Source organism: Streptomyces sp. 150FB, assembly GCF_000818195.1.
Lineage (GTDB): Bacteria > Actinomycetota > Actinomycetes > Streptomycetales > Streptomycetaceae > Streptomyces.
Genome location: NZ_JTHL01000001.1, coordinates 6325404 through 6351188 on the forward strand (window position 1 = coordinate 6325404; position 25785 = coordinate 6351188).

23 protein-coding genes are annotated in these 25785 nt (G+C 70.3%); 17 read left to right on the top strand and 6 right to left on the bottom strand.

Going from position 1 to position 25785, the window contains the following annotated elements; translation table 11 throughout:
• The 4 genes from QR77_RS27350 to QR77_RS27365 all read left to right on the top strand — a co-directional run.
• Positions 1-1993 (top strand): 3'-5' exonuclease (locus QR77_RS27350; RefSeq protein ID WP_040024712.1); only part of this gene is annotated, 1993 nt, incomplete at its 5' end.
• A 10-nt stretch (positions 1994-2003) separates the two neighbouring features.
• On the top strand, positions 2004-3449 hold the full coding sequence (locus QR77_RS27355) for a M20/M25/M40 family metallo-hydrolase (RefSeq protein ID WP_040024713.1): 1446 nt from the start codon (positions 2004-2006) through the stop codon (positions 3447-3449).
• A gap of 52 nt (positions 3450-3501) precedes the next feature.
• Positions 3502-4452, top strand: a complete 951-nt coding sequence (gene nudC / locus QR77_RS27360; protein WP_040024714.1) for an NAD(+) diphosphatase — start codon at positions 3502-3504, stop codon at positions 4450-4452.
• A gap of 29 nt (positions 4453-4481) precedes the next feature.
• Positions 4482-5285: a class I SAM-dependent methyltransferase gene (locus QR77_RS27365; protein ID WP_040028748.1), complete on the top strand. Its 804-nt coding sequence runs from the start codon at positions 4482-4484 to the stop codon at positions 5283-5285.
• A gap of 108 nt (positions 5286-5393) precedes the next feature.
• On the opposite strand, the gene QR77_RS27370 is transcribed toward QR77_RS27365, so the two are convergent.
• A complete protein-coding gene (locus QR77_RS27370; protein ID WP_040024716.1) occupies positions 5394-5636 on the bottom strand; it encodes a mycoredoxin in 243 nt (80 codons plus the stop codon).
• A 252-nt stretch (positions 5637-5888) separates the two neighbouring features.
• Here QR77_RS27370 and QR77_RS27375 point away from each other — a divergent pair, with 252 nt between their 5' ends.
• The 4 genes from QR77_RS27375 to QR77_RS27390 all read left to right on the top strand — a co-directional run bounded on the left by QR77_RS27375 (position 5889) and on the right by QR77_RS27390 (position 9451).
• Positions 5889-8057: an ATP-dependent DNA helicase UvrD2 gene (locus tag QR77_RS27375; protein WP_173476463.1), complete on the top strand. Its 2169-nt coding sequence runs from the start codon at positions 5889-5891 to the stop codon at positions 8055-8057.
• A gap of 180 nt (positions 8058-8237) precedes the next feature.
• On the top strand, positions 8238-8588 hold the full coding sequence (locus QR77_RS27380; protein WP_040024717.1) for a hypothetical protein: 351 nt from the start codon (positions 8238-8240) through the stop codon (positions 8586-8588).
• A gap of 174 nt (positions 8589-8762) precedes the next feature.
• A complete protein-coding gene (locus QR77_RS27385) occupies positions 8763-9131 on the top strand; it encodes a WhiB family transcriptional regulator (protein ID WP_040024718.1) in 369 nt (122 codons plus the stop codon).
• On the top strand, positions 9128-9451 hold the full coding sequence (locus tag QR77_RS27390; protein ID WP_040024719.1) for a hypothetical protein: 324 nt from the start codon (positions 9128-9130) through the stop codon (positions 9449-9451). Before QR77_RS27385 ends, QR77_RS27390 begins: the two co-directional genes overlap by 4 nt.
• A 97-nt stretch (positions 9452-9548) precedes the next feature.
• Here QR77_RS27390 and QR77_RS27395 read toward each other — a convergent pair whose 3' ends face one another.
• Complete coding sequence (locus QR77_RS27395) at positions 9549-10931, bottom strand: AarF/ABC1/UbiB kinase family protein (RefSeq protein ID WP_040024720.1); 1383 nt, start codon at positions 10929-10931, stop codon at positions 9549-9551.
• A 42-nt stretch (positions 10932-10973) separates the two neighbouring features.
• A complete protein-coding gene (locus QR77_RS27400) occupies positions 10974-12122 on the bottom strand; it encodes a TOMM precursor leader peptide-binding protein (protein ID WP_040024722.1) in 1149 nt (382 codons plus the stop codon).
• 244 nt (positions 12123-12366) lie between these two features.
• Between QR77_RS27400 and QR77_RS27405 the strand changes: the two genes are divergently transcribed.
• The 4 genes from QR77_RS27405 (at position 12367) to QR77_RS27420 (ending at position 16204) form a co-directional block, all read left to right on the top strand.
• Positions 12367-12918: a M48 family metallopeptidase gene (locus QR77_RS27405; protein WP_236710832.1), complete on the top strand. Its 552-nt coding sequence runs from the start codon at positions 12367-12369 to the stop codon at positions 12916-12918.
• A 132-nt stretch (positions 12919-13050) separates the two neighbouring features.
• Positions 13051-14736 (top strand): TerD family protein, encoded by a 1686-nt coding sequence (locus tag QR77_RS27410; RefSeq protein WP_040024724.1) that lies wholly within the window; start codon positions 13051-13053, stop codon positions 14734-14736.
• A 14-nt stretch (positions 14737-14750) separates the two neighbouring features.
• Positions 14751-15431 carry an AIM24 family protein gene (locus QR77_RS27415; protein WP_040024726.1) on the top strand — a complete coding sequence of 227 codons (681 nt, stop codon included), beginning with the start codon at positions 14751-14753 and terminating at the stop codon, positions 15429-15431.
• Between the two features lie 17 nt (positions 15432-15448).
• Positions 15449-16204 carry an AIM24 family protein gene (locus QR77_RS27420; protein ID WP_040024727.1) on the top strand — a complete coding sequence of 252 codons (756 nt, stop codon included), beginning with the start codon at positions 15449-15451 and terminating at the stop codon, positions 16202-16204.
• 99 nt (positions 16205-16303) lie between these two features.
• On the opposite strand, the gene QR77_RS27425 is transcribed toward QR77_RS27420, so the two are convergent.
• Together QR77_RS27425 and QR77_RS27430 are read right to left on the bottom strand one after the other, a co-directional pair.
• Positions 16304-16843, bottom strand: coding sequence for an NUDIX hydrolase (locus QR77_RS27425; RefSeq protein ID WP_040024728.1), 540 nt, complete (start codon positions 16841-16843; stop codon positions 16304-16306).
• The gene (locus QR77_RS27430; protein ID WP_040024729.1) at positions 16840-18384 is read right to left on the bottom strand and encodes a zinc-dependent metalloprotease; all 1545 of its coding nucleotides are present in this window, start codon (positions 18382-18384) and stop codon (positions 16840-16842) included. Before QR77_RS27430 ends, QR77_RS27425 begins: the two co-directional genes overlap by 4 nt.
• Before the next feature lie 269 nt (positions 18385-18653).
• Between QR77_RS27430 and QR77_RS27435 the strand changes: the two genes are divergently transcribed.
• The 4 genes from QR77_RS27435 (at position 18654) to QR77_RS27450 (ending at position 21942) form a co-directional block, all read left to right on the top strand.
• Complete coding sequence (locus QR77_RS27435; protein WP_040024730.1) at positions 18654-19766, top strand: SDR family oxidoreductase; 1113 nt, start codon at positions 18654-18656, stop codon at positions 19764-19766.
• A 66-nt stretch (positions 19767-19832) separates the two neighbouring features.
• Positions 19833-20291, top strand: a complete 459-nt coding sequence (locus tag QR77_RS27440) for a molybdenum cofactor biosynthesis protein MoaE (RefSeq protein ID WP_040024731.1) — start codon at positions 19833-19835, stop codon at positions 20289-20291.
• A gap of 265 nt (positions 20292-20556) precedes the next feature.
• Complete coding sequence (locus QR77_RS47550) at positions 20557-20727, top strand: hypothetical protein (RefSeq protein ID WP_173476359.1); 171 nt, start codon at positions 20557-20559, stop codon at positions 20725-20727.
• Between the two features lie 120 nt (positions 20728-20847).
• Positions 20848-21942 carry a PDZ domain-containing protein gene (locus tag QR77_RS27450; RefSeq protein WP_040024734.1) on the top strand — a complete coding sequence of 365 codons (1095 nt, stop codon included), beginning with the start codon at positions 20848-20850 and terminating at the stop codon, positions 21940-21942.
• Positions 21943-22059: 117 nt separating this feature from the next.
• Here the strand turns inward: QR77_RS27450 and QR77_RS27455 are convergent, their stop codons facing one another.
• Positions 22060-22617: a PPA1309 family protein gene (locus QR77_RS27455; RefSeq protein ID WP_040024735.1), complete on the bottom strand. Its 558-nt coding sequence runs from the start codon at positions 22615-22617 to the stop codon at positions 22060-22062.
• A gap of 165 nt (positions 22618-22782) precedes the next feature.
• On the opposite strand from QR77_RS27455, the gene QR77_RS27460 reads away from it, so the two are divergent.
• Positions 22783-25707: a UPF0182 family protein gene (locus QR77_RS27460; RefSeq protein WP_173476464.1), complete on the top strand. Its 2925-nt coding sequence runs from the start codon at positions 22783-22785 to the stop codon at positions 25705-25707.
• The last annotated feature ends 78 nt before the right edge of the window (positions 25708-25785 follow it).

Sequence of the window (25785 nt, forward strand, 5' to 3'; positions counted from 1 at the left end):
GCTCGCCGCCGCCGTCGAGGGCACCGACCCCGCCGAGGTCATCTCGCTCGCCGACGCCCTCGACACCTTCCTCGGCCCGGCCGGCGCACCCCAGGACAGCCTGCCCTTCTCCGCGGCGGCCAAGGTCCGCTTCGCCCGCCTCGCCACGGAACTGCGCGAGCTGCGCCGCTCGCTGGCCGATCCCCTGATGGACGTGCTGCACCGGGTCCTGGACCGCACCGGTCTCGAAGTTGAACTGTCCGCGTCCCCGCACGCGCTGGCCGCCCGCCGCCGCGAGACGCTGGGCAACTTCCTCGACATGGCGGCCTCCTTCGCCTCGCTCGACGCGGAGGCCGGCCTCCTGGCCTTCCTCGGGTTCCTGCGGACGGCGGCGCAGTACGAGAAGGGCCTCGACAACGCGCTGCCCGGCGGCGAGAACACCGTCAAGGTGCTCACCGCGCACAAGGCGAAGGGGCTTGAGTGGGACGTCGTGGCGGTGCCGGGGCTGGTGACCGGGCACTTTCCCAGCTCCAAGGCGCGCGAGGTCTGGACGGCGCAGCCGAAGGTCCTCCCGCACGCGCTGCGCGGCGACGCGGCGACCCTGCCGGACATCGCTTCCTGGGACGCGAAGGGCCTCAAGTCCTTCAAGGAGGAGATGAAGACCCACCAGAGCACCGAAGAACTCCGCCTCGGCTACGTCACCTTCACCCGCCCGCGCTCGCTGCTGCTCGGCTCGGGCCACTGGTGGGGGCCGACCCAGAAACGGCCGCGCGGGCCATCGGAGTTCCTGCACGCGCTGTACGAGCACTGCGCGGCGGGCTTCGGCGAGATCGAGGCCTGGGCCGACCGGCCGGAGGAGTCCGAGGAGAACCCGGCGCTGCGTACGGGGACCGCGCCCCAGCCCTGGCCGCTGCCGCTGGACGCCACTTCGCTCGCCCGTCGCAGGGACGCGGCGTCGACCGTGCTCGCGCACCTGGAGGAGCTGAGGGGAACGGAGGGGGCGGAGGGCACGGAGGAGCCACCGGAAAGGACAGCGCCCGAAGATCAGTCCGGCCAGGCGGACGAGTGGGGCGAGCCCCCGCCCGAGGACGACCCTGACCTGGCCGACCCGACGGACCCGGCCGACCCGGCGGACCTCGCCGATCCGGCCGACCTGGCGGACTGGGACGCCTGGCCGACGGAACGCCCCGCGACCGACCCGGTCCCGACCGACCCGGTCCCCCCGGCCGACCCCGTCCCCGTGGTCCCGGCCCCCCGTCCCGCCGACGCCCCCCTCACCCTCGAAGAGGCCCGTACCCTCGCCTCCTGGGACCGCGACCTCGACGCCCTCTCCGGGGAACTCCGCCGCTCACGCGCCGCCGTACGCGACGTACCCGTACCCGCTTCCCTCTCCGCCTCCGAACTGCTGCGCCTCGCCGCCGACCCCGACGGTTTCGCCCAGGAGCTGGCCCGCCCCATGCCCCGCCCCCCGCCGCCCGCCGCCCGGAGGGGGACCCGCTTCCACGCCTGGGTGGAGTCGCGGTTCGAGGAGCTGCCGCTGCCGATGCTGGGCCCCGACGAGCTGCCCGGGGGCGCCGAGGACGATCCGGAGATCGCGGACGAGCGCGACCTGGCCGAGCTGAAGGCCGCGTTCGAGCGCTCGCCGTACGCCCGGCGCACGCCGTATCGCGTGGAGACACCGTTCCACCTCACCCTCGCCGGGCGGGTGATCCGCGGCCGGATCGACGCCGTCTACCGGAACCCCGGCCCGGCCGGGTCCCCCGCGTACGAGATCGTCGACTGGAAGACCAGCCGCGCTCACACCGCCGACCCTCTCCAGCTCGCCGTCTACCGCCTCGCCTGGGCCGAGCAGCATCACCTCCCGCTGTCGGAGGTCTCGGCGGCGTTCCTCTACGTACGCACCGGGGAGGTCGTCCGCCCTGCCCACCTGCCCGGCCGGGACGAACTGGAACGGATCCTCACCGGTGAGCAGTCCGGCGAACCGGCAGACGAGACCACTCGCCGAGCCCGTTAGGCTCGACATCATGAGCGAGACCCCGGACAGCGTCGTCCGTACGTACATCCAGTCCCACCGAACCGCCTTCCTGGACGACCTCGCCGATTGGCTGCGTATCCCGTCCGTCTCCGCCCAGCCCGACCACGCCCCTGACGTGCGGCGCAGCGCCGACTGGCTTGCGGCGAAACTCAAGGAGACCGGCTTCCCGGTCGCCGAGGTCTGGCCCACGGGAACACCGGACGCACCGGACGCACCGGGCGGGTCCGACGCCGCGAGCACCGGCGCCCCCGCCGTCTTCGCCGAGTGGCCGTCGGACGACCCGTCGGCGCCGACCGTGCTGGTCTACGGCCACCACGACGTGCAGCCCGCGGCCCGCGAGGACGGCTGGGACAGCGACCCGTTCGAGCCGCTCGTACGCGACGGCCGGATGTACGGACGCGGCGCCGCCGACGACAAGGGCCAGGTGTTCTTCCACACACTCGGGGTAAGGGCGCACCTCGCGGCCACGGGCCGTACGGCCCCCGCCGTCCACCTCAAGCTGCTCGTCGAGGGCGAGGAGGAGTCGGGCTCCCCGAACTTCCGCGCCCTCGTGGAACAGCGGGCCGGCCGCCTGGCCGCCGATGTCGTGATCATCTCCGACACCGGCATGTGGTCGGAGACCACCCCCACCGTCTGCACCGGTATGCGCGGTCTCGCGGACTGCGAGATCGAGCTGTACGGTCCCGGCCAGGACATCCACTCGGGCGCCTTCGGAGGCGCGGTCCCCAACCCCGCCACCATCGCCGCCCGCCTCGTCGCCGCGCTCCACGACGATCGTGAACGCGTCACGATCCCCGGCTTCTACGACGGCATCACCGAGCTGACCGACGCCGAGCGCGCCCTCTTCGCCGAGCTGCCCTTCGACGAGGAGGAGTGGCTGCGTACCGCCGGGGGCTCCACCGCCACACTGGGCGAGGCCGGCTACACCACGCTGGAGCGAATCTGGGCCCGCCCGACCGCCGAGGTCAACGGCATGGGCGGCGGCTACCAGGGACCGGGCGGTAAGACGATCGTCCCGGCATCCGCCCTGCTGAAGCTGTCGTTCCGGCTGGTCGAGGGCCAGGACCCGGACCGGATCGAGAGATCCGTACAGGAGTGGGCCGAGGCCCGGATCCCGGCCGGGGTCCGCCACAAGATCACCTTCGGCCCGTCCACGCGCCCCTGTCTGACCCCGCTCGACCACCCCGCGCTCCAGGCGGTCGCCACCGCCATGGGCCGGGCGTTCGGCCAGAAGATCCGCTTCACCCGCTCGGGCGGCTCGGGCCCCGCGGCCGATCTGCGGGACGTACTCGGTGCACCGGTGCTCTTCCTGGGTATCTCCGTACCGTCCGACGGCTGGCACGCGCCGAACGAGAAGGTCGAGATCGACCTCCTCGTCAAGGGTGTGGAAACAACCGCGTACCTCTGGAGCGAACTGGCGGCGGCCCTTCGCTGAACACTCCGCTGAACTGAGAAACCCACGCCATCCGGGGGAGTTGGAAGTACTAGTGAGCACCACCACGAACAACAACAACGACATCGCACCCAGGCCGATCGGCCTCACCGCGCCCAGCGGAATCGACCGCGCCGCGCACCACCGTCTCGACGAGGCCTGGCTGGCGGCGGCCTGGAGCCACCCCACCACCCGCGTCTTCGTCGTCTCCGGCGGCCAGGCGCTGGTCGACGACACCCCCGACGGCCGTACCGAACTCGTCATGACGCCCGCCTTCGAGGCGCCGATGACCGAGACCCACCGGTACTTCCTCGGTACGGACGACGACGGAGTGCGCTACTTCGCGCTCCAGAAGGACGCGCTCCCCGGCCGGATGGACCAGTCGGCGCGCCCCGCCGGGCTGCGCGAGGCCGGACTGCTGCTGTCCGCGCGCGACGCCGGTCTGCTGGTCCACGCCGTCGCCCTGGAGAACTGGCAGCGGCTGCACCGCTTCTGCTCCCGCTGCGGCGAGCGCACCGTGATCGCTGCGGCCGGCCATATCCGCCGCTGCCAGGCGTGCGGCGCCGAGCACTACCCGCGTACCGACCCCGCGGTGATCATGCTGGTCACCGACGAGAAGGACCGCGCGCTCCTCGGCCGCCAGGTGCACTGGCCGGAGGGCCGCTTCTCGACCCTCGCCGGCTTTGTCGAGCCGGGTGAGTCGATCGAGATGTCGGTGGCGCGCGAGGTCTTCGAGGAGGCGGGGGTGGTGATCGGCGAGGTCGAGTACGTCGCCAGCCAGCCGTGGCCATTCCCTTCGAGCCTGATGCTGGGCTTCATGGCCCGCGCGACCTCGTCCGAGATCACGGTGGACGGCGAGGAGATCGAGGAGGCGCGCTGGTTCTCCAGGGAGGACCTGCGGACGGCGATCGAGACGGGTGAGATCCTGCCGCCGCTCGGCATCTCGATCGCGGCGCGGCTGGTGGAGCTGTGGTACGGCAAGCCGCTCCCGAAACCGTTGAACTGAACCGGGTGGCGGCGGGCGAGGGGGAGGGCGTGACGGCTTTCGACGCTTCGGAGCGGCGGATCTGGGCGGGGCGCGCAGAGGCGTACGCCGGCAGCTTCGCGAAACTCTGCGCATATCCGGTACCCCTGCTGCTCGACGCGGCGGGGGTGCGGTCCGGTGTCCGTGTGCTCGACGTGGGTACGGGCACCGGCACGGCCGCGAGGGCCGCCCGCGAGCGCGGCGCCGAGATCACCGCCGTGGACGCCGACCCCGGCATGGCGGCGCTGGCCTCGGCGGCGGTTCCGGACGCCGACGTACGGGTGGCCGCCCTGCCGGGCCTACCCTTCGCCGACGACGGGTTCGACGCGGTGGTGGGCAACTTCGTGCTCAACCATGTGGGCAGGCCACGGGCGGCCCTGACCGAACTGCGCCGGGTCGCACGACCGGGCGCGGGTGTCGCCCTGACGATCTGGGCCGCCCCGGCGGCGGGACAGGCCCTGCTGGGCCGCGCGATCGAGGCGGCCGGGGCGAGCCGGCCCGGGCATCTGCCCGTACTGGCGGCGGAGGACGACTTCGCGCGCACCGAGGAGAGGCTTGCCCGGCTGGCGCGCGAGGCCGGGCTCTCCGGCGTCTCGTGCCTGACCCTGGAGTGGGACCACCGCACGACGCCCGACGAGTGGTGGGGCGGCGCCGCCGCGGGGGTCGCGACCGTCGGGCAGACGGTGGTGAGCCGGCCTCCGGAGGGGATCGCCGAGATCAAGCGGCACTACGACGCGCTCAGCGAGGAGTTCACGGCCCCGGACGGTTCACTGGTGCTGCGGCACGCCGCCCTGCTCGTCTCGGGCACCGCCTGACCGCGTTCCGCCCGGTGGCGCCACCGCGCCGCACCACGAGCAGCGGCTCCGGGGCGTGTCGCCCCGGAGCCGCTCCGGTGTCGCTCGGTGCGTGTCGGACGCCGTGTGTCAGACGCCGACCTTCTGCTTGACCTGGGCCAGCGAGGGGTTCGTGAGCGTGGAACCGTCGTCGAACAGCACGGTCGGCACCGTCTGGTTGCCGCCGTTCGCCTTTTCGACGAAGGCCGCCGACTCCGGGTCCTGCTCGATGTTGATCTCGGTGTACGCGATGCCTTCGCGATCCATCTGGCCCTTGAGCCGACGGCAGTATCCGCACCACGTGGTGCTGTACATCGTCACAGTCCCCGGCATGTCTCTCGCGCTCCTCTGTCTCGCCCGATGCGGCGTCCGCATAGCCGCCTCAGGTGAACGTACGGAACGCGGTCACCATTCCCACACCTGGCGGGAGCACCTCCACCGGATCCGCCCCGCACGCATTCGATATGACCGCCCAACCCCGCCTGTGGACAACTTGAGCGGCGGCCTCAGGCGACCTGGCAGCATGGCGGTGTGACAGCAGCAACGCACTCCTCACTCTTCTCGCAGGAATCAGCCGGCGGCCAGATGGCACCCCCGCCGCGTGACGCCGACGCGGTGCTCGAAGGGCTCGACCCCGAGCAGCGCGAGGTCGCGACGGCGCTGCACGGGCCCGTGTGCGTGCTGGCCGGGGCCGGGACGGGGAAGACGCGCGCCATCACGCACCGGATCGCCTACGGGGTGCGTGCCGGGATACTCCAGCCTGCCAGCGTGCTCGCCGTCACCTTCACCAACCGCGCGGCCGGCGAGATGCGCGGGCGGCTGCGGCAGCTCGGTGCGGGCGGCGTCCAGGCGCGTACGTTCCACTCGGCGGCGCTGCGCCAGTTGCAGTTCTTCTGGCCCCGGGCGGTCGGCGGCGAGTTGCCGAGGCTGCTGGAGCGCAAGGTCCAGCTCGTCTCCGAGGCGGCGGCCCGCTGCCGGGTGCGGCTCGACCGCAACGAGTTGCGGGACGTGACCGGCGAGATCGAGTGGGCGAAGGTCACCCAGACCGTGCCGGCCGACTATCCGGCGGAGGTCGCCAAGTCCCGCCGCGACGCCCCGCGCGACCCGGCCGAGATCGGCCAGATCTACGCGATGTACGAGCAGCTCAAGCGCGACAGGTCGGTGATCGACTTCGAGGACGTGCTGCTGCTGGCCGTCGGCATCCTCCAGGACCGCCACGACATCGCCGACCAGATCCGGGCGCAGTACCAGCACTTCGTGGTCGACGAGTACCAGGACGTGAGCCCGCTCCAGCAGCGGCTGCTGGAGCTGTGGCTCGGCGACAGGGAGAGCCTGTGCGTCGTGGGCGACGCGAGTCAGACGATCTACTCCTTCACCGGCGCCACCCCCGACCACCTGCTGAACTTCCGCACGAGGCATCCGGAAGCCACGGTCGTGAAGCTGGTCCGCGACTACCGCTCGACCTCCCAGGTCGTCCACCTGGCCAACGGCCTGCTGAGCCAGGCGCGCGGCCGGGCCGCCGAACACCGCCTGGAGCTGATCTCGCAGCGCGGCGCCGGGCCCGATCCGCTCTACACGGAGTACGCGGACGAGCCGGCCGAGGCCGAGGGCACCGCACGCCGGATCCGCGATCTGATCGCCGGCGGTGTCCCGGCGGGCGAGATCGCAGTCCTGTACCGGATCAACGCCCAGTCGGAGATCTACGAGCAGGCGCTCGCCGATGTGGGCGTGCCCTACCAACTGCGGGGCGCCGAAAGGTTCTTCGAGCGGCAGGAGGTCCGCGCCGCGGTCGCCGCGCTGCGCGGCGCCGCCCGGTTCGGTGGGAACGACTCGATCCTCGACGACGTCGTGGACCTGCCCTCGCAGGTGCGTGCCGTCCTCTCGACCAGCGGGTGGACCACCACGCCGCCCACCGGATCGGGCGCGGTCCGTGACCGCTGGGAGTCCCTGGCTGCGCTGGTCAGGCTGGCCGAGGACTTCGTTCAGGCCAAGGAGACGGCGACCCTCGGTGACCTGGTGGGCGAGCTGGACGAGCGTGCGGCGGCTCAGCACGCACCCACCGTGCAGGGCGTCACGCTCGCCTCGCTCCACGCGGCGAAGGGCCTGGAGTGGGACGCGGTGTGCCTGGTCGGCCTCACCGAGGGGATGATGCCGATCACGTACGCCAAGACCGACGAGCAGGTCGAGGAGGAGCGCAGGCTCCTCTATGTCGGGGTGACCAGGGCACGCCACCACCTCTCGCTCTCCTGGGCGCTCTCACGGGCGCCGGGCGGCCGGGCGTCCCGGCGGCCCACCCGCTTCCTGAACGGGCTGCGTCCAGGGTCGGCGGCGGGCCCGGCGGCCCCCGGTGCCCGGAGCGCCGGCCTCGCTCCGGCGGTGTCCGCCGAGCGCGACGGCATCGGGGCGCGCCGGAAGCGGAGGGGCCCCGCGCTGTGCCGGGTGTGCGGCAAGACCCTCACGGACGCCGGTGAGATGAAACTGATGCGCTGTGAGGACTGCCCGTCCGACATGGACGAGGGGCTGTACGAGCGGCTGCGCGACTGGCGCGCCGGCCAGGCGAAAGACCTGGGCCAGCCCGCGTACTGCGTGTTCACCGACAAGACGCTGATGGCGATCGCGGAGGCAGTGCCGGGCAGCGACGGGGAGTTGGCGCGGATCGCCGGTGTCGGCAAGCGGAAGCTGGACCGGTTCGGGGTGGATGTTCTGGCGATCTGCGCAGGTGACGAGGGTGTCGGAGGCGGCGCCGAAGACTGATCCGGATCAGACGTAAAAATAGTTTGCGCCCGCGCGGGGAATCCCCATAGGTTCTTGTCTGCGGGAACGGCGGGCTTCTCCGAAGCCCACTCTCCGTGCTCTACTTGTTTACGCTCCACCAACCACATACATCTGACCGGTCCCGGCCGGTCTCCGAGACGCCGAGAGGAGGCGATTCCAGTGATCAGCATTTATGGCAACAGCTTCGGCAGTGCGGCGAAAATGACCGCTCGCTCCGTCGCCTCCGTATGCCCGCTCGGCTTCTCCGGTACCGAACTCGCCGTCTCCGGCCTGTCCGGATCCGATCTGACCGGCCCCGGTCTGCCCGTCTTCGGCCGTCCGGCCGTGCTGTCGGGCCGTCCCGTCCGGGTCCGTGACGAGCGAGAGACCAAGGCACTGGAAGCAGCGGCAGCGACACAGGCTCAGGCCCATGCGTTTGCGGCGGCCAGTGCCGGCACCCCGAAGCAGATGAATCAGCACCTCATGATGTGGGCCTTCCGTGGGCTCGAACCCTGGAGTGATCCAGCCTGATCGACCATCAGGCCGGCGCCTTCAGGGCCGCGGAACCCCACCCGGGATCCGCGGCCCTTTTGTTTGTCCCGAACGGGACAGGCGGAGTGAAGGGGCCTCGGGACAAGAAGTACCTGGTACCCAGCCGACACCCGGCCGACAAGGCCGGACCGACCAGACGAGGAATGACACCCCGTGCAACTCGAAGCGCACGCCCCGTCCGTACCGCCTTCCGACACGATCCCCCCGCCCGGTCTCACGGAGGACTCCACCTTGACCCCGCTCAGCACGCTCACCGCGCTCGACGACGCCATCGAGAACCTCGGCGTACCCGTCCCCTGCCGTGCCTACGACCCGGAGGTCTTCTTCGCGGAGTCCCCGGCCGACGTGGAGTACGCGAAGTCGCTCTGCCGCACCTGCCCGCTGGTCGAGGCCTGCCTCGCCGGGGCCAAGGAGCGGCATGAGCCGTGGGGCGTCTGGGGCGGCGAGCTGTTCGTCCAGGGTGTCGTTGTCGCCCGGAAGCGGCCGCGTGGCCGTCCGCGCAAGAACCCGGTCGCGGCATGAACGTCACCGGAACCATCGACCGCCCCCTGACGCACGACCCCCAGAAGCAGGATCCGATGACCTCTTCCCTGAGCGAGCCGACAGGCTCCGCCACCCCAGCAGGCACCACCATGGGCGCGAACGACTCGCGTCAGAACAGGACCCGCGAGATGCAACTCATTCCAGAAGCCATGGCTCGCGCGCATATGGATCAACGTATGGGCGAAGCCGACGCGGAACGCCAGGCCCTGCGCCTGGTCGCCGCGAGGCGGATGCAGCGCCGCGCCGAGCGCGTGTCGATGCGTGCCCGCCGCGCCCTGGCCATGACGATCATGCAGTAGCCGATACGGCTACCGGGACACGTACCGTTCAGTCTCCGTCGCGGGGGCCGGTCCTTCGAGGACCGGCCCCCGCGGTGCGTCCGCCGGCGGACGCACCTCAGGCTTCGTCGCCCTCCGCTTCCCGTGTTTCTTCTTCCAGCTCTTCGTCCTCGTACGGCACGAACCCGGGCATCCAGTCCTCGAGTTCGTCCCTGAGCCGCACCGTCGCGTTGAGCTGGCAGAGCACTCCGATGGTGCTCAGCGTGACGCGGTGGATCAGCAGGTAGAAGGGCGGCAGGTTCAACTGCTTGCCCAACTGGTGGGCGGGGGACCGCGGATCGGCGATCCGGGCCGCCTGGTTGCGCATCCAGCTCCGGGTGAAGGTGAATTCGTCCACCGCGGCCGGTTCTATGATCGGCAGCAGATAGTCCAGCACGGCTTCGGGGTCGAGATCGATGGTCTCCCTGACGAAGCCCTCCTCGCGCAGCAGGTCGTACACCGCTTCGGCGTCGTCCTCCAGCGTCATCCGCAGCGCTTCGCCGATGATGTCGGGCAGCCCGCCGGGCAGCCGGTCCACCGTGCCGAAGTCCAGTACTCCGAGCCGGAATTCGCTCTCGTCGTCCACGGGCGGCAGCAACCGGAAGTTCCCCGGGTGCGGATCGGCGTGCAGCAGACCGGTGCGCGCCGGACCCGAGAAGAGGAAACGGGCCAGCAGTTGACCGGCGCGGTCACGCTGTTCGGTGGTGCCGTCCGAGATGATGTCGGCCATCGGAGTGCCGTCCATCCACTCGGTCACCAGAATCTGATCGCCCTGGTGCACCACATCGGGCACCACCACATCCGGATCGCCGGCGAACACCCGCGCGTGCTCGTGCTGGGCCTCCGCCTCCAAGGCGTAGTCCAGCTCCTCCGAGACCCGGTCGCGCAGCTCGGCGATGAGGGGCTTGATGTCCATCCCCGGGATCAGCGGCCCCAACAGCCGAACGAAGCGGCTCAACTGGGTCAGGTCGGACAGCAGCGCTTCGCCGGCGCCCGGGTACTGCACCTTGACCGCGACCTCGCGCCCGTCGTGCCACACCGCTCGGTGCACCTGGCCGATCGAGGCCGCGGCCGAGGGCTTGTCCTCGAATTCGAGGAACAGCTCCCGCCAGTCCTCACCCAGCCGCTCAGCCAGCACCGCGTGGACCGTGCGCACCGGCAGCGGCGGAGCGGCCTCCTGAAGCTTGGTGAGCGCGGCCCGGTACGGGCCCGCCACCTCCTCCGGCAGCGCGGACTCGAAGACGGACAGCGCCTGCCCGAACTTCATGGCGCCGCCCTTCAGCTCGCCGAGCACCTTGAAGAGCTGGTCCGCGGTCCGCTCCTGGAGCTCCCGGGTGACGATCTCCGCCGATCTCCCGCCGATCCGCCTGCCCAGGCCCCAGGTGGCGCGGCCGGCGAAGCCGATCGGCAGCGATGCCAGCTTCGCGGTGCGGGTGACCGCCTTCCGGGGAAGATCAGACATGACGCCCCTCCTAATCCCAGACAGCGATGCCGCAAGCGGCGGCTACCTCACCATTGTGTCGTGCCGCGCCCCGGCTTCGGAGAGGCGCACCCCCTCAGTCTTCCCGGCGGCACCGCAGGAACAGTCGGGGTGTGGTGCGATTCGCTCCGAACGCCACTCCAGGAGCGGCGACGACACCTCCCATCGTGCACCCGTGCTCGCCGGAAGTTCCCCGTCGAGGAACGACAAGGCATGGGCGGCTGCCAGCCCCGCCACCACGCCGGCCAGCGCCAGATCACAGGTTGGAACCACCCTGGCGGCCCGGCCGGAGCGCCACTGCGCCAGCATCCTGGGCCACCCGGGATCATGATCGGCGCGCGCCCGGGACGCGCAGCCGGAGCACGCCGTACCGCCCGGCAGCACCAGAGGCCCGACCAGACCTGTGGCTTCGATCACACCCGCGTACAGATGAGGGGTGCCCGTGGTCACCCATGGCTCGGCCTCCGCCGGATCGGGGGCGTAGGCGGCGAGCCCGTCACGGGGAGCGACGATCACCAGGGACAGCGGAGGCTCCCCACCGGGGGAGGACCGCGCGTGCTTCGCCGCTCCGGGCGCCGGTCCCGGCGCCGACCGCCGGACGAGCTGCCTGGCCGACGTGTCCCTGCGCTCACCCACGGACTCCCCGGGCAGCCCGCCGGGTGTCACGTCCCATGCGGCGACCTGCCCGCTGTCGAGTACGTCGACCCGTCCGATCCCGGCGGCCGACAGCATCGCTGCGACGGCGGCCCCGACCCTCCCCGCTCCCCTGATCTGCACCCGCACGGACCGCCGCGCCGCCAGACGCCGTATCCCCGCACCCGGCTCGCGGTGAATGACGGAGAGCGACGCCAGATCCGACCGCATCCTGTCGAGGACGCCCGATCCCGTGCGTAAGGCCTCGGCCGTGTCGGGGCCGCCGGCCGCGTCGTCGATCAGGCCCGCCGCCGTCAGCCGCTCCACCAGCGAATCGACCTGCCTGTCGGTCAGCCCCATGGAGCGGGCCTCCTCCCGCAGCAGCGGCAGCCCGCGCGTTCCGTCGAGCAGCTCCAGAAAGCTCCCCGTGGCCGTGTCCACCGGCCCCACCAGCACCGCGTGCGCCGGGGTGACCCCGAACTGCACCGTCTGCTGCTCCCGCCACGCACGCCGCAACACCGGCTTCACCATCGGATGCATATCGGTCTCCTCTTCCCCCGTGTCATTGACGGACATGGATCCATTGATCAATTGACCGCCGCAGCTCCCGGTGCCGCTCTCACCGGGCCCTGTGATCAGAATGCAGGGAACCTGTGATCGGTGCGGAAAGTTATCCACAGGGGGCCTCATTAGTCGTTCAAATGAGGGCCGCGATGAAATGGATCAAGGCGGAACCGCCCGGGGGACGGGACTTCCGACACATACAGCGGGTAACGTCGTGGCCGTGTCCGCCGATCCTTCCCCTCGCTCGGGGACGAGCGCTGTCGAGGTGCGCAGGAGCGCCCGCCGCCGCCGGACGGTCTCCGCCTACCGCGAGGGCGACAGGACCATCGTGCTGATCCCCGCCCGGATGTCGGTGGCGGAGGAGCGACGCTGGGTGACGGTGATGCTGGAGAAGCTCGCCGCGCAGGAGAGCAAGCGGGTACTGGGCGACACCGAGCTGACCGAGCGCGCCGAGCGGCTGTCGGCCCAGTATTTCGGCGGCCGGGCCCGCCCGGCCTCGGTGCGCTGGGTGACCAACCAGAACACCCGCTGGGGCTCCTGCACCCCGGCCGAGGGCAGCATTCGTCTCTCGCACCGCTTGCAGGGCATGCCGGAGTACGTCGTCGACTACGTCCTCGTCCACGAGCTGGCCCATCTGCTGGTGCCGGGCCACGGCCCGCGCTTCTGGCGGCTGCTGGAGGCCTACCCCCGTACGGAGCGGGCGCGCGGCTATCTCGAGGGCGTCGTCGCCGCCGACCGGCTTCCCCACCTGCCCGCCGCGCGCGAGGAGTGAGAGCGGACCGGTGCGCGGTGGTACCGAATCGGCGATCTCGTACCGAATGTGTACCGGCCCCGTGCAATGTCCCACCGAGCCGTTAGCCTGACGCGACGTATTCACCTTCGGGATGGGGGACGGTCGTTACGCATGGCCAGGGAATTCCAACGCGGCCACAAGGCCAAGATCAGTGATCTCACAGCGGGAACGGATCTGTACGTAGGCGTACAGATCGCTGCTCCCGGCCTGACCTTCGACATAAGCTGCTTCGGCCTGGACGCCGACGAACAGCTCTCCGACGACCGTTACTTCATCTTCTTCAACCAGCCGAAGTCGCCCGAGGAATCCGTGCAGTTGCTGGGCGCCCAGGCCGGTGACACGGAGTCGTTCCGGGTGACGCTGGACCGCGTCCCGCCGACCGTCCACCGGCTCTCCTTCACCGCCACGATCGACGGCGCCGGCCAGATGTCCCAGGTCGCCCCGGGATACATCCGCGTGGTCGCGGGTGGTGAGGAAGTCGTCAGATACTCCTTCACCGGCTCCGAGTTCACCACCGAACGCGCCGTGATGCTCGGCGACTTCTATCTCAAGGACGTCTGGCGCTTCGCCGCCGTCGGCCAGGGATTCGACGGCGGCCTCGACGCGCTGCTGAAGAACTTCGGCGGAGAGGTCGCCGAGGAGGAGCCGCCCGCCCCGCAGTCGGGGACCGGGGGAGTGCCGGGATTCGCCCCGCCGCCCGGCGGTGCTTCCGGCGGCGCACCCGGCGGCGCACCCGTACCTGGCTTCGGCGCCCCCACCGCCCCTCAGGCCCCGCAGCCGGCACCGTCGTTCGGCGCCCCTGCCGCGCCCGCACCCGCCGCCCCGGCCCCTCAGCCGTTCCACGCGACGCCGACCGTCATCGAGCCGATGACCTCACCGGGCGCGCCGGCGCCCGCACCGCCGGCCCCGGCCCCTTCCCCGTACGGCCAGCCACCCCAGCAGCCGCAGCCACCCCAGCAGCCGCAGCCACCCCAGCAGCCCCAATTCGGCCAGGTGCCCGGCCAGTTCCCCGGCCAGGCCCAGCCCCCGGCCGGTCCCTACGCCCAGCCGGTCCCGGGTCCGTACGGACAACAGCCCCCGCTCGGCGCGCCCCCGGGAGCGCCCCAGGGCGTCCCGCAAGGCGTTCCGCCGGGCGGTGCCGGTCTTCTGGCGGCCCTCAACCCGTACAAGGAACTCGCCACGGGCCAGCGCTGGACCCCGCAGAACGGCCATCTGATGCGGGTGGACCTCGGCATGGACGGCGTCCCCGTCCTCGCCCGCCAGGGCAGCATGGTCATGTACCAGGGCAAGGTCGACTTCGGCTACAAGGGCGCCGGTTTCGCCGGCCGTATCGTCGGCAACGCCACCGGCCAGGAAATGCAGTTGATGCGCTGTACCGGCCGGGGTCAGGTCTTCCTCGCGGAGAACAACGCGCACCTCCACCCGATCGAACTCCAGGGCGACGGCATCTGCGTCTCGGCGGAGAACGTCCTCGCCTTCGACGAGAGCCTTCAGTACGAGGTCCGCCGTATCGAAGGCCATGGCATTCCCGGCGGCGCCCTGTTCACCATGCTGTTCCAGGGCACCGGCACCATCGTCGTCAAGACGCACGGCACCCCGGTGGTGCTGCCCGTCACGCCCACGACGTTCGCCGACTGCAACGCGGTCGTCGCCTGGTCGGCCGCCTCCCAGGTGATCCTCTCCAGCCAGGTCAGGCTGCGCCGCAACGCCTATCCGGGGCACAGCGGGGAGACCGTGAACCTCCAGTTCCGGGGAGCGCCCGGCAACTTCATCGTCGTCCAGCCGTACGAGGTCTGAGGGAGTCCCGGACAATGAACCAGCAACTCGCGGGCTACGCCCCGACCCCCGTCGCGGCACGCATGGAGAACCACGGCGGCTCCATGCTCAAGGTCGCCATGGCCACCGGCCAGGACCTCTTCGCACGCACCGGCTCGATGGTGGCGTACGAGGGCTTCATCCAGTACGAGCCGAACCCGCCCGCCGTCCGCCAGATCGCCTCCCAGTGGGTGACCGGCGAGGGCACGCCCATCATGAAGTGCTCGGGCGACGGCCTGCTCTATCTCGCCGACTACGGCGCGCATGTGGTCGTCATCAACCTCAACAACGACGCCATCTCCGTCAACGGCAGCAATCTGCTGGCCTTCGACGCGCACCTCCAGTGGGGCGTCGAGCGGGTGAAGGGCCTGGCCAAATTCGCCGGCCAGGGCCTGTGGAACGTGCAGGTCAGCGGGGTCGGATGGGTCGCACTGACCGCACGCGGCACCCCGATCGTCGTCGACTGCGGACGCGGGGACGACGAGACGTACGTCGATCCCGACGCGCTGGTCGCCTGGTCGCCCGGCCTGAAGGTGAAGGGCAAACGCAGCTTCAAGGCGTCCTCGCTGATAGGCCGTGGCAGCGGGGAGGCGTACCAGATGGCGTTCTCCGGTGAGGGGATCGTCGTCGTACAGCCGAGCGAGGACAGCACGGACCGCCTGCGGATCCGGGCCTGAGGGGGAGGGGGAACACCATGCAGAGTCCGCTTTTCGCGTTCACCGAACAGCAGTCGCAGGAGCGCTATGTCGTACAGAACCCGCAGATGCTGCGGGTCGCGCTGACCGGACAGGACGATGTCCTCGCCCGTAAGGGGGCGATGGTCGCCTACCAGGGCCTGATGGACTTCGACGGCGAGTACCAGTCGCACAGCCGGCGCAGCGCCCGCGCCCGTACCGGCGAGGGCCTGGACCTGATGCGCTGCTCCGGACAGGGCACGGTCTATCTGGCGAATCTCGCGCAGTACATCCATGTCGTCGACGTCGACCCGGACGGCATGACGGTGGACAGCGCCTATGTGCTGGCCCTCGACTCGACACTGCACACCGAGGTCATCGCCGTGGACAGCCAGTACGGCGTCTCCGGCACCGGCAAGTACCAGCTCAACATCTCGGGCCGGGGCAAGGTCGCGCTCATGACGTCGGGCCGGCCGCTGATGATGCACGTCACGCCGGACAAGTACGTCAACGCCGACGCCGACGCGGTGGTCGCCTGGTCCACGTCCCTGCGCGTCCAGATGCAGGCGCAGACACACTCCTCAGGTGTGCGCAGGCGGCGCGGGAACACCGGGGAGGGCTGGGAGCTGAGCTTCCTAGGAGAAGGCTTCGCCCTGGTCCAGCCCAGCGAGGTGATGCCGCCGCAGCACGCGCAGATCGGGCAGGGCCTCGGAGCGCAGTTCGGCGTCGGTCAGCAGGGCGCGCACGGGCAGAACCAGGGCAACGTCTGGAGCTGAGTCCGTCGGCAGGCTCTCACCAGGCTCTCCCCACGGCTTCCGCGCCGCAGGAGGGCGTCCTCGTCAGGGGCCGCCCTCCGCCTGCGTTTCCACCGGTTCCTAAGAGCGTGCCCTCCCCGCCAGCGCGGCGCGCGTACGCTCCACCAGGCGCCGCACGGAGCCGTCGGCCACCTCGGCGGCCTCGTCGTAGCCGAACCAGCGGAGGTCGAGCGACTCCTCGCTGATCGCCTCGACCGCCCCGGCCGGTGCCAGCGCCGCGTACTGCACATCGAGGTGCCAGTTGCAGGGGGCTGGAATCCGGTGCCGGTCGAGCTGTACGGGGCCGCCCCGTAGCAGCGTCAGGCCGGGGATTCCGGACTCCTCGGTGGCCTCCCGCAGCGCGGCCTGCTCCACCGTCCCGTCGCCGGGCTCGCAGTGGCCGCCCATCTGGAGCCACATGCCCAGCTTCTTGTGCAGGGTGAGCAGCACCCGGCCCCGCTCCGGGTCGATCACCAGCGCGCTCGCCGTGAGGTGCCCCGCCTCGCAGGACTTCCACATCGCGTCCGGGCGGGCGGCGAGATGGTCCAGATAGGCGAGACGCAGCTCGTCCTGGTCCTCGTAGCTCTTCAGTACGAGGACCGCGTCGTCGTGCAGGCTCACTTGTCCGTATCGCCCTTGTCCGTGTCGCCCTCGGTGCCGTCCTCGTCGGTGCCGGTCTTGTCAGGACCGGTCTTGTCGGACCCGCCTTCGGCGCCCTTGTCGCCTTCAGCGCCCTTGTCGTCCTCCGCCGCCGGCTTCTTCTTCAGGTCCGGCTTGCCGTCGGCCGCGTCGCCCAGCATCCTGTCCAGCTCGGAGAAGTCGAGCTGCTCGTGGTGGACGAAGGCGTCCGGGTCGTCCAGGTCGGAAGCCGTCGGCAGCATGTCGGGGTGCTCCCACAGCGCGTCCCGGCCGTCGACCCCACGCGCGTCCGTGAGCAGGGCCCACAGCCGCGCGGCGTCCCGCAGCCGGCGCGGCCGGAGCTGGAGCCCGATGAGTGTGGCGAAGGTCTGCTCGGCGGGACCACCGGAGGCCCGGCGCCTGCGCAGGGTCTCGCGCAGCGCGTCCGCACCCGACAGCCTGGACTTCGCGGCTTCGTGCACCACCGCGTCCACCCAGCCCTCGACCAGCGCGAGCGCCGTTTCGAGCCGGGCCAGCGCCGCCTTCTGCTCGGGCGTGTCCTCCGGCTGGAACATGCCCTGCTGGAGCGCTTCCTGCATCTCCTCGGGGTGGCTCGGGTCGAACTGGCCGACGACGTCCTCCAGCTTGGAGGTGTCGACCTTGATCCCGCGCGCATAGCCCTCGACAGCGCCGAACATGTGCGAGCGCAGCCACGGCACATGGGAGAAGAGCCGCTGGTGAGCGGCCTCGCGCAGCGCCAGATAGAGCCGGATCTCCTCCTTGGGCACGCCGAGGTCCTTGCTGAAGGCCTCGATGTTCAGCGGGAGTAGCGCGGCCTTGCCGGCCGGGCCGAGCGGCAGCCCGACGTCGGTCGAGCCGAACACCTCACCGGCGAGCACGCCCACGGCCTGCCCGATCTGCTGGCCGAACATGGCGCCGCCCATGGAGCGCATCATGCCGATCAGCGGCCCGGCGACGCTCTGCATCTCCTCGGGCAGTACGTCGCCCATGGCCGCGCCCACCCGCTCGGCCACCGGGTCGACGAGCTGCTGCCACGCGGGCAGGGTCGCCTCGACCCACTCGGCGCGGCTCCACGCCACAGCCGTGTGAGCACCTGAGGGCAGCGAGGTCACGCCGTCCAGCCACAGGTCGGCCAGCCGTACCGCCTCGTCGACCGCCGCACGGTCGGAGGGGCCCACGCTCTGGTCCTTGGTGCCGTCGGACGTGCCCTGCGAGACGACCTGGCGGGCGATCTGCTTGGCCATGTCCCAGTTCACGGGACCGCCCTCGAAACTGAGCATCTGGCCGAGCTGCTGGAAGGCCGCACCCAGGTCGTTCGGGTTCATCGAGCCGAACATCGCGGCGAACGGATTGTCTCCGCCGCCCCCGCCGCCCGGCTGTCCGAACCCGAAATTGCCGAAGGGGTTCGCAGGGCCTCCCGCGCCCCCGGAACCCTGACCACCTCCGGCCGAGTCCTTCTTGTTGCCGTCGCCGTCCTCCGGCTCCTCCGGCGGAAGGCCGAATCCGAATGGGGTGTCACTCACGGGTTTCCTCGGCTCGTAGGGCCGCCGGCTGTCGGCCGGCGGCGACTGCCCGACTACACCACCCAGCCTAAGCCGCTGAGGGCCGACAGGGGCGGCGTCACCTGCCGCCCGTGTCCTGACGGGGGGAACTGCTCGGACTGCTCGGACCTCTCGACACCCGTCTTCCGGGCTCGATGCTCCGCCGACCGTTGGCCTGCGGCAGGATGGACGTCACCTGGTAGGTACGCGTCATTCGCGTATGTACTGAAGACAACCGCTGGAGACGCCCGGTGAGTTCCCCAGATCCGCAGGTTCGCGCAGCGCGAAACCGTTCAACCTCCACCCCGTCCCGCGGCCCCGTCGTCGCGGTCACCGGTGCCGCCTCCGGCGTCGGTGACCTGCTCACCCGACGGCTGGCGGCCTCGGAGGAGATCAAGCAGGTCATCGCCATCGACGAACGCCGCGGCGAGGTCTCCGAGGCGCAGTGGCACATCCTCGACGTCCGGGATCCCGCCATCGCGGAGAAACTGCGCGGCGCCGACGTCGTGGTCCACCTCGCCCTCGACCTCGATCTGGAGACGGACGCCGCCGCGCGTACGGCCTACAACGTGCGCGGTACGCAGACCGTGCTGACCGCCGCCGCTGCCGCCGGTGTCCACCGCGTCGTGCTCTGCACCTCGGCCATGGTCTACGGGGCGCTGCCCGACAACGACATCCCGCTCTCCGAGGACGCGGAGCTGCGGGCGACCGCCGAGGCCACCGGAGTCGGCGACCTGCTGGAGATCGAGCGGCTCGGCCGCCGCGCACCCCGCGCGCACCCCGGCCTCAATGTGACGGTCGTACGGCCCACCGTGCTCGTCGGCGGTACGGACACCGCCCTCACCCGCTACTTCGAGTCGCCCCGGCTGCTCGTCGTCGCCGGCTCCCGCCCCACCTGGCAGTTCTGCCACGTCGAGGACCTGGTGAGCGCCCTGGAGTACGCGGCGCTGGAGAAGGTCGACGGGGAACTCGCCGTCGGCTGCGACGGCTGGCTGGAGCAGGAGGAGGTCGAGGAGCTCAGCGGGATCCGCCGGATGGAGCTGCCCTCGGCCGTCGCCCTCGGGGCCGCCGCGCGGCTGCACCGTATCGGCCTGACCCCCTCGCCGGCCGGTGATCTCGCGTACACGATGCACCCCTGGGTCGTCAGCGTCAGCCGGCTGCACGACGCGGGCTGGCGACCGGCCTGGACCAACGAGGAGGTGCTCGCCGCGCTGCTCGAAGAGGTCGAGGGCCGCCATACGGTCGTGGGCCGCCGCCTCGGCCGTAAGGACGCCACTGCCGCGGGAGCTGCGGGCGCGACGGTGGCGCTGCTCGGTACGGCCGCGCTCGTACGCCGTGCCCGCAAGGCGAGACGCGGGCGGTAGCGGCGTTGGCGTGCCGAGGGGGCCGCTGGTTCCATGTGGCGGGTTCCATACGGCACGATGGGTGACATGGCGCGTACGCAGGACCACCCGGGCGAGCAGGCGACGCAGGATCCGATCCGTCTGCTGGCGATTCGTGACACCCCTCTGAGCGTGGACGAGATCTTCCGCGCGGTGGGCGACGATGGCGCGGGCGGTACGGCGCTGTTCGTCGGAACGGTGCGCAACCACGACGGGGGCGCGGACGTCGACGCCCTCGGTTACTCCTGCCACCCGTCGGCGGAGGCGGAGCTGCGGCGCGTGGCGGAGAAGGTCGTCGCGGACTATCCGGTGCGGGCGCTGGCGGCCGTCCACCGGGTGGGTGACCTGGCGGTCGGCGACCTGGCGGTGGTTGTCGCGGTGTCCTGCCCGCACCGGGGCGAGGCCTTCGAGGCGTGCCGGAAGCTGATCGACGACCTCAAGCACGAGGTGCCGATCTGGAAGCACCAGAAGTTCTCGGACGGTACAGAGGAGTGGGTCGGCGCGTAGCGCCTCGTTGCGGGGTGGTGGTCGGGCGACGGGTGGGCGGGTCGGCGCGTAGCGCCTCGTTGCGGGGTGGTGGTCGGGCGACGGGTGGGCGGGTGGGCGCGTAGCGCCTCGTTGAGGGGTGGTCGCCGGGCCAGGGGTCCACTAGAGGGATCTCTTGTCTCCGTTTGCGTAACCCGGGGCCTGCCAGCAGCGTTGTGTCAGCAGATTCGCTTATCTGCTGATAGGTCAGTTGCACACGCCCATGGGGGGTACGGAGGTCGGAAAGATGGCCGCACTCGCTTGGTTGCTCATTCCCCTGGTCGCCGCGATCGGCGCCGCGATATGGGGGAGCTGGGCTTCGAAGACCCGTACGACCGGAGACATAGCCGAGCTGGACGGCTACGCACGCTTCCGGGACGCGATGAAGGAGCCCGATTCCGGCTCGGACGCCGTGTGACGCGGCCGGTGACCCGGCCGCAAGCCTCCGAAGCCCGCCTCGCCCCGCGCTGCCACCGCCCGGCCCCGTACGGACCGGCCCCAGCGGTGGACTCAGGGACCCTTCCCGTACTGTCGTTCCATGCCACGCCGCACCGCGACGATGCTCGCCTCCACCCTCGTCCTGATCGCGCTGCTCTGTGCGGGCGTCCTCATCAAGGTCCCGTACTCGGAGATGAGCCCCGGGCCGACCGTGAACACCCTGGGTGACGCCAATGGCGCACCCGTGCTCCAGGTCAGCGGCCACAAGACGTATCCCACGTCGGGGAATCTCAACATGACGACGGTGCGGGTCACGGGCGCGGACTACAACATGAACATTGTGGAAGCGGTCTACGGCTGGCTCGCCCATGACTACGTCGTCGTGCCGCACGACACCCTGTACCCGGACGGCACCACCGAAGAGCAGTCCACGCAGGAGAACGCCGAGGAGTTCAGCCAGTCCCAGGAGAGCGCCAAGGTCGCGGCGCTGACCGAGCTGCACATCCCGGTGACCTCGCGGACCATCGTCTCCACCGTGCTGAAGAAGAGCCCCGCCGAGGGCAAGCTGCACGCCGGCGATGTGATCAAGGCCGTGAACGGTACGGCGGTCAAGGCGCCGACGGATGTCGCGAAGCTCATCACGAAGAAGAAGCCGGGACAGGGCGTCGTCTTCACCGTCGTGCCGGCCGCGAAGGCGGCAGCGGCGGAGAAGGCGCACAAGGAGCCCACCGGCACGGAGCAGGTCGACGTCACCACGAAGAAGTCCGACGACGGCGGGAAGGCCCGCGCGATCGTCGGCATCCAGGCGGGGACCGAGCACACCTTCCCGTTCAACGTCGACATCAAGCTGGCCGATGTCGGCGGCCCGAGCGCCGGACTGATGTTCTCCCTCGGCATTGTCGACAAACTCACACCGGGGTCCCTGACCGGCGGGAAGTTCCTGGCGGGTACGGGCACGATCGACGACCAGGGCAAGGTCGGCCCGATCGGCGGCATCGAGTTGAAGGTGATCGCCGCGCGCAACGCGGGCGCGCAGTACTTCCTCACCCCCGACGAGAACTGCGCGGCCGCGGCCAAGGACACCCCGAAGGGCCTCACGCTGGTGAAGGTGAAGACCATGGCGGACGCGAAGAAGTCCGTGGACAAGATCCGTACCGGGGACACGGCCGGCCTGCCGAGCTGTTCGGCGAGCTGACCGGCCGCGTTCCCCGAACGCCCGGAGCGGTCCGGGCGGTTGGGCCTTCGCGTTGCCTGAGCGGCACCGGAAGCGGCGGTTGAAACGGCGCTGGAAGCGGTACCTACGCCGCGATTGTCACGACTCGAAGGTGGCGGAGAGCGCCTCGGCCAGGCCCGGTACCAGTTCGGAACCGGTGAGTACGTCGGTCGCCGCGTCCTTCTCGCGCAGCCGCAGCGCCGACTCCCGTACGCCGTCCCGGAGTACGGCGACCGTCATCCGTACCTCCTGGCGGTCCGGGTGTGCCGCGACCCACTCGGCGAGACCGGTTTCGTCGAGCCCTTCGGGTACGGAGGCCTCGGCCGACGGCGGCAGCATGAGCCGCTCCACCGTCAGTGCGCACCCCGCCACCGCCTCGGGCCAGGCGATGGTCGCGAGAAATTCGTCCAGGGGGGTGCCGTTCGGGATCTCGTCCTGTTCGATGGGGGTGAGCGGGGCAGCCGCCTCGCCGTCGTCGAGGCCCAGTTGGGCCGCGAGTTCCGGTTCGTCGGCGCGCATACGCGCGGTGTCGACGAGGGCGAAGAGCCGGGCGGGCTGGTCCCAGCCGAGTCCCGACGCGTACTCGTCGATTTCGAGCACCGCGCGGGTGAGCGGGCTCGCTGCCATGGGGGTGCCTGAGGAGGAAACGTTGGACATGGCCAACATCCTGCCCCCTTCGGACCCCGGAGCGGGAACTAGGTAAAGCCTCAGTAAGTTGCATGAGTGGGCCCTACGATCACGGGACCCGCTCAGAAGCTGAATTATCAGAAGCTGAAATATCACACGACCGCGATTTTCGAGGTGCGCACGTTGGCTTTCCAGATGCCGGACCGCGGCGGAGGCCCGACCGGGCCACGGATGAGAGTGGGCCGGCCTTCCAGACGCGTCCGGACCCTGCTCATGACTCTGGGCGTTCTGGTCGTACTGGCCATGGCGTTCGTCATGTTCGCAGGGTTCTGGACCGACTGGCTCTGGTACCGCTCCGTCGATTACTCATCGGTGTTCACCACCACTCTGTGGACCAAGGTCGGTCTCTTCGCGGTCTTCGGACTGCTGATGGCCGTCGCGGTCGCGGTGAACATCTGGCTGGCTCACCGGCTCAGGCCGCCGCTGAGCGCGATGTCGATGGAGCAGCAGAACCTCGACCGTTACCGGATGGGGATCGCCCCGTTCAAGAAGTGGGTGCTCCTCGCGATCACCGCCCTCGTCGGGCTGATCGCCGGCGCCTCCGCCGCCGGCCAGTGGCGTACGTGGCTGATGTGGGTCAACGCGGTCCCCTTCGGCAAGAAGGACCCGCAGTTCCACCTCGACGTGTCCTTCTACTCGTTCGACCTGCCCTGGTACAACTTCCTGCTCGGGTTCGGATTTGCCACCGTTGTGCTGTCGCTGATCGCGGCGGTGCTGACGCACTACCTGTACGGCGGGCTGCGCGTCACCAGCCCGGGCGCGCGGGCGACCTCCGCCGCCACCGGTCATCTCTCGGTGCTGTTGGGGCTCTTCGTCGCGCTCAAGGCCGTGGCGTACTGGCTCGACCGGTACGGCCTGGCCGTGAAGTCCAGCGACTTCAAGGCGGCGCCCGACTGGGCCGGTCTGCGCTACGTCGACGCCAACGCCTACCTTCCGGCGAAGACGATCCTGTTCTGCATCGCAGTGATCTGCGCCCTGCTGTTCTTCGCGACGCTCTGGCGCCGCACCTGGCAGTTGCCGGTGATCGGCTTCGGCCTGATGGTGCTCTCGGCGATCCTGATCGGCGGGCTCTACCCGGCGATCGTGCAGAAGTTCCAGGTCCAGCCGAACGAACAGGCCAAGGAAGCGCCGTACATCAAGAAGAACATCGATGCCACGCGCGCCGCGTACGGCATCGACGACGCCGATGTGACGGACTACTCGGGCAAGGGCGACTCCAAGAACAAGGCCGACCAGCGCAAGGCGGCCGACAGCGCCGCCAGTTACCGGCTGGTCGACCCGAATGTCGTCTCACCCGCCTTCCAGCAGCTCCAGCAGGAGCGCAAGTACTACCAGTTCCCCTCCACGCTGGACGTCGACCGGTACAAGGGCGCGGACGGCAAGCCGCAGGACACCGTGGTCGGTCTGCGTGAGCTGAATCTCGCGGGTATCCCGAAGCGCAACTGGATCAACGATCACTTCACCTACACCCATGGGTACGGACTGATCACCGCCAAGGGCACGGGCACGGTGACCGACGACAGCGACGCGACGGTCGGCGCCCCGGACTTCACCGAGTCCGGCCTGCCGACGACGGGCCAGCTCCCGGCGTACCAGCAGCGGGTGTACTACGGCGAGAAGACCGACCAGTACTCGATCGTGGGCGGCCCGCAGAAGGAGCTGGACTACGAGAAGAACGGCGAGAAGACCACGAGCTACGCGGGCAAGAGCGGCGTCAGCCTCTCCAACCCGCTGAACCGCGCGGCGTACGCCGTGTCGTTCAACGAGCCGCAGATGCTCTACTCCGGCGCCGTCGGCAAGGGTTCGCGGATTCTCTACAACCGCACGCCCAAGGAGCGCGTCGAGGCGGTGGCCCCCTGGCTGACCATCGACGGCGACGCCTATCCGGCGGTGGTCGGCAACCGCATCCAGTGGGTCGTCGACGCCTATACGACGACCAACGGCTATCCGTACGCGTCCCGTACGACGCTGGGCGACACCACGACCGACTCGCTGACCAACCAGCAGCGGGCGGTCGTCGCGCAGCAGAACCAGGTCAACTACATCCGCAACTCGGTGAAGGCGACCGTCGACGCGTACGACGGCACGGTCAAGCTGTACCAGTGGGACACCCAGGACCCGGTGCTCAAGACCTGGATGAAGGCGTTCCCCGGCACGGTGAAGCCGAAGGCGGACATCAGTCCGGAGCTGATGGCGCATCTCCGCTATCCGCAGGACATGTTCAAGGTGCAGCGCGAGCTGCTCACCCGCTACCACGTCACCGACGCCGCGCAGTTCTACAGCGGAAGTGACGCCTGGCAGGTGCCGGACGATCCGACCAACAAGGACAACAACGCGGTCCCGCCGTATTACCTGAGCCTGAAGATGCCGGGGCAGACGGACCAGAGATTCTCGCTGACGACGACCTTCACTCCCAACGGACGTCCCAGTCTGGGCGCGTTCATGGCGGTCGACGCCGATGCGACGAGTCCGGACTTCGGCAAGATCAGAGTGCTCAGAGTGACGACGACCGTACAAGGTCCACAACAGGTGCAGAGCGAGCTGAACGGCGTCGACAAGGTCGCCGAGTTCGTCAGAAACCTGAGAGGCACCGACTCCGACATCGAGTACGGCAATCTGCTCACGGTGCCACTCGACGGGGGCTTCCTCTATATCGAGCCGGTCTACGCGAGAGGCGGCAGCGCGAACTATCCGCTGCTGAAGATGGTCGCCGCCTCCTACGGAGGGAAACCGGTCTTCGAGACGAGCCTGACCGGCGCGCTCAACGCGGTCTTCGGCCCTGAGGGTTCGCAGCCACCGTCGACCGGTGAGCCACCGGGCGGTACGACGAAGCCACCCGCGACCGGGAGCAAGGCGCTCACACAGGCCATCGCCGACGCCCAGAAGGCGTACGACAGTGGTCAGGCCGCGCTGAAGAAGCAGGACTGGGCGGCGTACGGCAAGGCCCAGGCCGCGCTGGAGAAGGCCTTGCAGCAGGCGGCCGACGCGCAGTCGGCGCCGCCGGCGAAGCCGTCCGACAAGCCACCGGCGAAGACCGGCGGCGGGGGCGGCACCGGGTGAGTGGAGTGGCAGGACAGGACGTCTGAGCAGCACCCCGCGCCGTGGTACGGTTGGGACACAACGGCGCGGGGTGGAGCA

Coding starts and splice junctions, on each gene's coding strand:
- QR77_RS27355 (WP_040024713.1), top strand. CDS start 2,004: ATGAGCGAGACCCCGGACAGCGTCGTCCGTACGTACATCCAGTCCCAC.
- QR77_RS27370 (WP_040024716.1), bottom strand. CDS start 5,636: ATGCCGGGGACTGTGACGATGTACAGCACCACGTGGTGCGGATACTGC.
- QR77_RS27375 (WP_173476463.1), top strand. CDS start 5,889: ATGGCACCCCCGCCGCGTGACGCCGACGCGGTGCTCGAAGGGCTCGAC.
- QR77_RS27390 (WP_040024719.1), top strand. CDS start 9,128: ATGAACGTCACCGGAACCATCGACCGCCCCCTGACGCACGACCCCCAG.
- QR77_RS27395 (WP_040024720.1), bottom strand. CDS start 10,931: ATGTCTGATCTTCCCCGGAAGGCGGTCACCCGCACCGCGAAGCTGGCA.
- QR77_RS27400 (WP_040024722.1), bottom strand. CDS start 12,122: ATGCATCCGATGGTGAAGCCGGTGTTGCGGCGTGCGTGGCGGGAGCAG.
- QR77_RS27410 (WP_040024724.1), top strand. CDS start 13,051: ATGGCCAGGGAATTCCAACGCGGCCACAAGGCCAAGATCAGTGATCTC.
- QR77_RS27415 (WP_040024726.1), top strand. CDS start 14,751: ATGAACCAGCAACTCGCGGGCTACGCCCCGACCCCCGTCGCGGCACGC.
- QR77_RS27420 (WP_040024727.1), top strand. CDS start 15,449: ATGCAGAGTCCGCTTTTCGCGTTCACCGAACAGCAGTCGCAGGAGCGC.
- QR77_RS27440 (WP_040024731.1), top strand. CDS start 19,833: ATGGCGCGTACGCAGGACCACCCGGGCGAGCAGGCGACGCAGGATCCG.
- QR77_RS47550 (WP_173476359.1), top strand. CDS start 20,557: ATGGCCGCACTCGCTTGGTTGCTCATTCCCCTGGTCGCCGCGATCGGC.
- QR77_RS27450 (WP_040024734.1), top strand. CDS start 20,848: ATGCCACGCCGCACCGCGACGATGCTCGCCTCCACCCTCGTCCTGATC.
- QR77_RS27455 (WP_040024735.1), bottom strand. CDS start 22,617: ATGTCCAACGTTTCCTCCTCAGGCACCCCCATGGCAGCGAGCCCGCTC.
- QR77_RS27460 (WP_173476464.1), top strand. CDS start 22,783: ATGCCGGACCGCGGCGGAGGCCCGACCGGGCCACGGATGAGAGTGGGC.